The 6,983-nt window shown below is 33.8% G+C and carries 8 protein-coding genes; 4 read left to right on the top strand and 4 right to left on the bottom strand.

Translation table 11 applies throughout. The features are described from left to right. Positions 1–595 precede the first annotated feature (595 nt). The 3 genes from KE503_RS13860 to KE503_RS13850 all read right to left on the bottom strand — a co-directional run bounded on the left by KE503_RS13860 (position 596) and on the right by KE503_RS13850 (position 3,571). Positions 596–1,132, bottom strand: a complete 537-nt coding sequence (locus KE503_RS13860; protein WP_212385621.1) for a CvpA family protein — start codon at positions 1,130–1,132, stop codon at positions 596–598. 13 nt (positions 1,133–1,145) lie between these two features. Continuing rightward, a complete protein-coding gene (locus KE503_RS13855; RefSeq protein ID WP_022374655.1) occupies positions 1,146–2,339 on the bottom strand; it encodes a DUF5711 family protein in 1,194 nt (397 codons plus the stop codon). Between the two features lie 95 nt (positions 2,340–2,434). Further along, positions 2,435–3,571, bottom strand: a complete 1,137-nt coding sequence (locus KE503_RS13850; RefSeq protein WP_212385619.1) for a LysM peptidoglycan-binding domain-containing protein — start codon at positions 3,569–3,571, stop codon at positions 2,435–2,437. A gap of 159 nt (positions 3,572–3,730) precedes the next feature. Between KE503_RS13850 and yyaC the strand changes: the two genes are divergently transcribed. Continuing rightward, complete coding sequence (gene yyaC / locus KE503_RS13845) at positions 3,731–4,288, top strand: spore protease YyaC (RefSeq protein WP_249183083.1); 558 nt, start codon at positions 3,731–3,733, stop codon at positions 4,286–4,288. Here yyaC and KE503_RS13840 read toward each other — a convergent pair. Then, entirely contained in the window at positions 4,257–5,309 is a 1,053-nt protein-coding gene (locus tag KE503_RS13840; RefSeq protein ID WP_055198426.1) for a PTS transporter subunit IIC, read from the bottom strand. The genes yyaC and KE503_RS13840 overlap by 32 nt on opposite strands. Positions 5,310–5,434: 125 nt before the next feature. Between KE503_RS13840 and KE503_RS13835 the strand changes: the two genes are divergently transcribed. The 3 genes from KE503_RS13835 to KE503_RS13825 all read left to right on the top strand — a co-directional run. Next, entirely contained in the window at positions 5,435–5,701 is a 267-nt protein-coding gene (locus tag KE503_RS13835; protein ID WP_022374756.1) for a hypothetical protein, read from the top strand. 115 nt (positions 5,702–5,816) lie between these two features. Next, positions 5,817–6,368: an RNA polymerase sigma factor gene (locus tag KE503_RS13830; protein WP_117945320.1), complete on the top strand. Its 552-nt coding sequence runs from the start codon at positions 5,817–5,819 to the stop codon at positions 6,366–6,368. Further along, the coding region (locus tag KE503_RS13825) for a hypothetical protein (RefSeq protein ID WP_212385617.1) at positions 6,365–6,983 on the top strand (619 nt) is incomplete at its 3' end. The genes KE503_RS13830 and KE503_RS13825, both read left to right, overlap by 4 nt.

Raw genomic sequence — 6,983 nt, 5'->3', positions numbered from 1 at the left:
GCACGCCGCCAGCGTTCATCCTGAGCCAGGATCAAACTCTCATGTTCAATGTTGATCCAAGTTCAAGAAGCACTAGCTTCTTTATCCTTGTTATTACTGTTCTTATAAAGAACGTTCGTTGATTTTTTCTAAAATCATCTGAAAAATTCATTAGAATTTTCAAGGTTGTCTTATTGTTCAGTTGTCAAAGATCTTTTTGTGATCCGCTTCGTATAAGAAGCTTTATCATTATATCACTTAGTTCTTAGCTTGTCAAGAACTTTTTTAATTTATTTTGTTGGCCCGTTCTTCATAAGAACCGCAGCAACTTTTAAATCATATCATGTTCTTTCTTGTTTGTCAAGAACTTTTTTAATTTATTTTAAAATACATTTTTCAAATCCCTTTGAAAGCTCTGTATTTCTCTCTGTCGCTCACAGACAGCTTAGATATAATATCATGCTGATTCTTAACTGTCAACACTTTTTTTATATTTTTTTCGTTTTTTATATTTTCCTTTATTGTTCTATCTATAATATCATTCGGAAAAGGTAAGCAAAAAGGTATCTTGCCAAGAAATCCTTAGACCCCTTCTAACAAGATACCTTCTATTAATTTAATTCTGTAATATTTTTTCTGTCTCTGATCGAACCTGCTGCTGAATCATCTCTCCTAATGGATTCGTATCAACCATTGTCTGCATGAGCTCACTTCCTCCAATGATCTGATCATATTCCGTCTGCATTCCAATATGTGGCATCAATGAAATAAAAAATATCAATACCATGATAATTAAACTTCCCTTTATCAATCCAAGTACTGCTCCAGCTACACGGTTAATAAATCCAACCCCCGGTATACGGCTGATTTTATTAATAAATCGTACAATAATAGAAAATATCATCTTACATACGATCATTAATATAATATATGAAATCATATATGCAACTTGATCCGTTACAATCGTTCCCTGAATCTGTGGTACATTTTGAATCACAATATCCTTGAAATATGATGCTCCTTCATATGCGATTGCAAATGTAAGAATCCACGATGCAAGATTGAGCATACTTCTCATCAGACCTCTTCGATATCCTATTACTACCTGAAAAATCAGATATAATCCAAATATACCTAAAACTATTTCTCCCATGTGTACTCCATTTCTAGCGTAACTCAAGTAAATTAATATTGTCTTCATATGTAATTAAATATCTTCTCTTCTTTCCTGTTAATGATACATTTGAAATCCTTTTCTTAAAATCTTTCTGATACATCTCATGTCCTGCAAAATTTAGAACAGAAAAATGATAATTTCCTGCAAGTACTATTTCTTTTTCTCCCAATAATAATTTTGTATACTCAGAGGAGAACTCATGTTCCATAACACTTCGCCCATTTTTATTGTAAACAACCGCCTGATATTTTTCCTGTGCTGACTTTGTATCATTTTCAAGAACCATTGCTATATATTTATCATTTACCGCAATACTCTTGATCGTCTTACGAATCTCTACTGTATTATTCTTAGAAATTGTCTTTCCTGTTTTAAAGAATATAAGTTTGTCATCTGCTGCTGCCACTACCTTGGAACCACTCATATAACTAACTTTTGAAATTACACAATCTTTGAAATCAAAGCCTCCGATCAGCTGATCACCTTTTTCTTCACCTGTCATTCCAAAATTATAAAATGCTATTCTGCTCTTTACATTGATTCCATCTACCACAAGATAACTTACAACCAAATTCTGTCCATCCGAAGACAGTGCAATATCCATCGGATATCCATTCTGGCTTGCAGTTACTTTAATGCTCACCAATTTCTTCTGTGCTGCATCATATAATTCAATATAATTTCCCTTATCACCATGAAGCATCAATGCGATCACGCCTTGTTTTGCAATCTCAACATCAACAATCGGATAAGAAACACTGAATTTTTTCATCTGACCATCATTATCAAGCAGTGCGATCTCATTTCCATTCTTTGATGCTATTACAATATAATTTCCACAATAGGATGCTTGTGGATTTTTAATTGAATATGTGCGATTCCATTTTTCATTTCCTTTTCCATCTAGGAAATAAATTCCATCTTCACTGTAACATATCGTTCCTTTTTTATAAGAAAATGATTGAAAAGATTCCGTCAAATCTTTCGAAATGGTCTTAACTACCTTTATATTATGATATGTCCGGTATCGATACGCTAAAATACTGCATAACGCTACGATCATAAGTGCGATGATCAATCCAATCCTGTATCTCTTCTTTCTTTGTTCCAGGATTAACGCATTTTGAAAATTCTCATTTGAATTAATGTAAACAGAAAATCCTGATTTTTTCTTTTGTTCCATAAAATCCCTTTCTTCTTTATGATCGTTATGATTTCTGAACAAAAATTAGTATACATTATCCTATGAAATGTGTCCAGTGTCCTTACCTTCTACGATTAACGTAACACTGGTATGATTAATTTCTGTCCCGGATAAATTTGATTTTGATCATTCAGAGTATTTGCCGTCTTGATTCTTTGTACTAATTTTTGTGTCCCATATACTTTTCTGCTGATTGATACCAGTGTCTCTCCTTTTTTCACCGTATATTTATAATATTTATATTTTGAGACATTCGTCTTTTTCACAGATGTTGCTGCTGTCGACTTTTCTGTTGTTTTTTTTACTTTTGTTGTATTCTTTTTATTTTCAGTTGATGCCTGAGTATCCAGTATTTTCGTAACTGTTTTTTCCTTTGTCGTCTCACTTTTATCTTCCACCTGATCTTTTACACCTTTTCCCATTGTATTTACTGCCCCATTTACTACGTCACGAAAGTTAATACTCTGATCTTGATGAGCATAATAATACATACTTCCGCCCATGATCATCATGACTACAACAGCTGCTGCCGTAGAAAACGTGCGAAATCTTCCTTTTCTCTGGCTGCTTTTTGTTTTTCTGGAAACTTTCTCACGAAATTGTCTGATCAATCTTTCATCCCTCATATTTTCCATCATTTTCTCATAATTTTCGGATTCCTGCATTCCTTCTCTGCGTTCTGCCAGATATTCACGCATCATCGGATTCTTGTCATAATATATGTAGTAACCACTTTGCCTTACAAGATCTTGTCCACGATATACATAAAATGCATCTTCATTTTCCAAATCATCGATCATATAAAGTACTTTTCCTTCCCCTGGAAAATTTTCAAAATGTGTTTTTTTTATCTTATCATTTAATCGTACCGAAAATCCCATTCTCAGCAATGCCCATCCGATCACTTCTAATCCAGGAAATAATCTGTCTTTTTGCTGATAAATTTCTCTCCATACTTCATCGTTAAATACAGTTTCATCCAAATCAAGTTCCAGATTCTGTCCCTCAATTGCTCCCTTTACATAAATAATAGTATCGTTTTCTACTATTTCCTTCTCTCCAAATAAAATGGCTCCTCTTACATAAGTATTCTTGTCCGTTGATAATGAATTCAAAAATGTTATTACATAATCTTCAATATATACTTTTGTATGTCCAACCGGACTCCCGATCTGACGAATGTTTTTGGGCAACAACTGCTCTGTTTTCACGAAAATTCCTCCTTTTTCTCTATCCTTTCAAACAAACCTTACCACGATCATTTCATATTTTTTATCAAACTGCGTCGAAGAAATCACAATTTTTTTCTACATATTTTTTCTATGTTTTGGATACACTAGAAACAAATCATAACGCAGGAGGAAATTGCTTTGAGTTTAAAAAAAATAAATTATTATCAACCGAATGATTTTTATGCTTTATCAAGATTTCAATCTGACTTTCTCAAACATTTACAAAAAAAATGCAAAAAAAATCAGCCACTGGTCTTAATCTGTATTGGTTCAGATCGTGCAACCGGTGACTGTCTTGGTCCTTTAGTTGGTCAATCTCTTATGGATTTCCCTATATATTCTGTTTATGGTACTCTGCAATTTCCTGTTCATGCTAAAAATCTTGATAAAACCATGGAACTGATCTACAAATTTCATAAGAATCCATTTATCATTGCAATCGATTCTTGTCTTGGCTATGCGGACCATGTTGGATATATCACACTTTCTTCTATGCCACTTTGCCCTGGTCGTGGTGTTTCTAAACATCTGCCCCCAATTGGTGACATTTCTATCACTGGGATCGTTGATAGATTTTCTGAATCAAGTCATGAAACAATTCAGACAACAAGACTGCAGACTGTTTTTTATTTAGCTTCTTTCATTGCAAAAGGAATTCAGATTCCTAAATTTCAAGTTTCATATCCCCATCTTTGATCAGCCCTTTTCTCCTCATTGCCTCTGAAATAAAATAAGTAAGAAATGCTGGGGCGATGATCAGCATAACAAGAATCATAAGAATGGTGATTGTTGGGGATGTATTCGTAATCATTGTTTTGTATACCATAATCGGCCCCACAAGTCCTGCTGTTCCCATTCCAGATCCTATCGCATTGTTTGTCATTTTTAATACAACTGTTGAAATTGGTCCAAGAATCGCACTTGTGATGATCGTTGGCAGCCATATTAATGGTTTTCGTACAATGTTTGGAACTTGCAGCATAGACGTTCCGATTCCCTGTGCCAAAAGTCCTCCAATTCCATTTTCCCGGAAACTTGCTGTTGCAAATCCAATCATCTGTGCACAGCATCCTACCGTTGCCGCTCCTGCTGCTATTCCTGATAGATTTAGAATAACTCCTAATGCTGCAGAACTGATCGGCAGTGTGAGTGCCATTCCCATCAGAACAGATACAATGATTCCCATCAAAAATGGCTGTTGTTCCGTTCCCCAACGTATCATCTCACCAATTTGTTTCATCAGATCAGAGATATATGGCCCAACCGTCAATCCGACCACTCCACCTCCAAGAATCGTAATAAATGGGGTTAATATAATATCAAGTTTTGTTCGTCCTACAAAAATACGTCCAAGTTCAATTCCAATATATGCAGCAACAAATGCTCCTAATGGTTCTCCTGGCCCGCTTAAAGTGATCTTGCCATTTGTGATCACACTTCCATCTAACAGCCCTGTTGCAAATGCTCCGATCATTCCTGCACTTGCGGCTGATGCACATACTAATGTCTCCTCACCAAGCTTACATGCTACTCCGATACCAATCCCTGCACCTGTCAGAACTTTTGCTATAGATGCAGCCATTACGATCATATGTCCAATGTCTCCTCCTACAAATGTTCCAATCTGCTCCAGTATCGTTCCTATAATTAATGTTGCAAATAAACCTATTGCCATTCCTGACAAACCATCTATAAATATTCTTTTTAATATTTTCATACTTATCTCCTTATACAGACTTTTTTTAAGTATAACATACTAATAGTTCTTTACAACAATCAAAAATACTCCTATACTAAACCAAAAGATTCAATTTAAATTTATTTCAAAGGCAGGAAAATTATATGTTTCGTATGTGGGGAAAGATTTTTCATGAAAATCGTATGTTAAAAGACACCGTTATTTGTATCGATACCGATTTAAATCGTACACGCAAGGTTTATCAGGCATTAGAAGAGATATGTTATGAATTTGATCTATCAAAACCTCTGTGGCTAGAAAACAACAAAAATGATTTTATCCGCCATTCTAAAACTCGCTTTACTCATGACAGTTTTGTTGAAGATATTGATTTTGACTACCTCGAAATCCAAGTAATTGAAGAAGACTAAATATTTTGATATTTTTCTTTAGAAATTATTTACACAACGTCCGTATTTTATTATACTTAATCTATAAATAATAGTGCCCTGGGCCCTTGATCTTATCATGTAAGGAGACATTTATATGAAGGGAAACGGACATTCTAAAAATAAGCAATATACGTCTGAATATATTGCACTTTTATATCAGAAATATTCATACAAACTATATCACAGTGCTTTTCGTTATACTTCGAATATAAGCACTGCAGAGGATGGTGTGCAATTAGTTTTTGAGAAGATTCTTTTACATCCCAAGACCGCCCTAGAGGTTCCTGAGGATGAGATTCTGTATTTTCTTTTTGCTGTACTTCGCAATGTGATGTATACAATTACCAAAGACGAAGCTAAGAATTCTCATTTTCCACTGGGATATGATGAAGATATTAACAATTCTCCAGATCTTACAGATTCTGAAGATGTTTTTATTCGTGTCATTCACACAGAATGTATCAAAAATATTTTTTCTAAACTTAAACCATCTCTTCGTGATACTATGATCTTTCATTATTGTTATGGTTTTAAGTATCGTGAGATTGCAGATATATTTCATATTTCTGAACGTGCCGTAAAAAAACGTATTGCTACAGCTAAGAAGCAAATCAAAACGATGTTTCGGAAAGAGGACTTCCTATGAACAATAAGGACAAAAAGATTATTGAAGAACAAGATAAATTATTAGATCACCTCATTGAATATGCTGGCCGCCAATATATTGATGAAGAGATCAAAAAATATGAAGAGCTTCCTGAATTGGAACCTTCAAAAGAATTTGATGAAAAAATGCACAAAATGTTTCAAGATGCTTATAAACGAGAATCTCGTCTTGAGCACATTCAGTTGGGCAAGAAAATAGCAGTGATTGCTGTTGCAGCACTTCTTGTTGTTTCTGCTGCGGCTATGAATATCAAGGCGGTTAGAGAACCTGTATTGAATTTTGTATTCCATAGAAGTGTTAATGGTAACAAAACAAATGTTAATTCACAGGATAATACAAAAGATCATTATGATGTTTCTTTTAAATATATCCCTGATGGTTATAAACAAGAAAAAGTTACTTATTCTATGAATAATGATCAAATTAGTTATCAATTTTATAACAATAAATTAAAAAAAGATCTATTTATTAATATTCAGATAGACCAAGATTATGATTCTTATGTAAATCAATCTTCTCTTTCTAAATATGACAAAATCACATACGAAAATCATACTTATTATTTTCTTTCTGGCGATACTAATACTTTAATTA

It is taken from the genome of Anaerostipes sp. Marseille-Q3525 (assembly GCF_018223505.1).
In the GTDB taxonomy this organism is placed as follows: domain Bacteria; phylum Bacillota; class Clostridia; order Lachnospirales; family Lachnospiraceae; genus Anaerostipes; species Anaerostipes amylophilus.
This window is presented reverse-complemented; position numbering and strand designations above follow the sequence as displayed.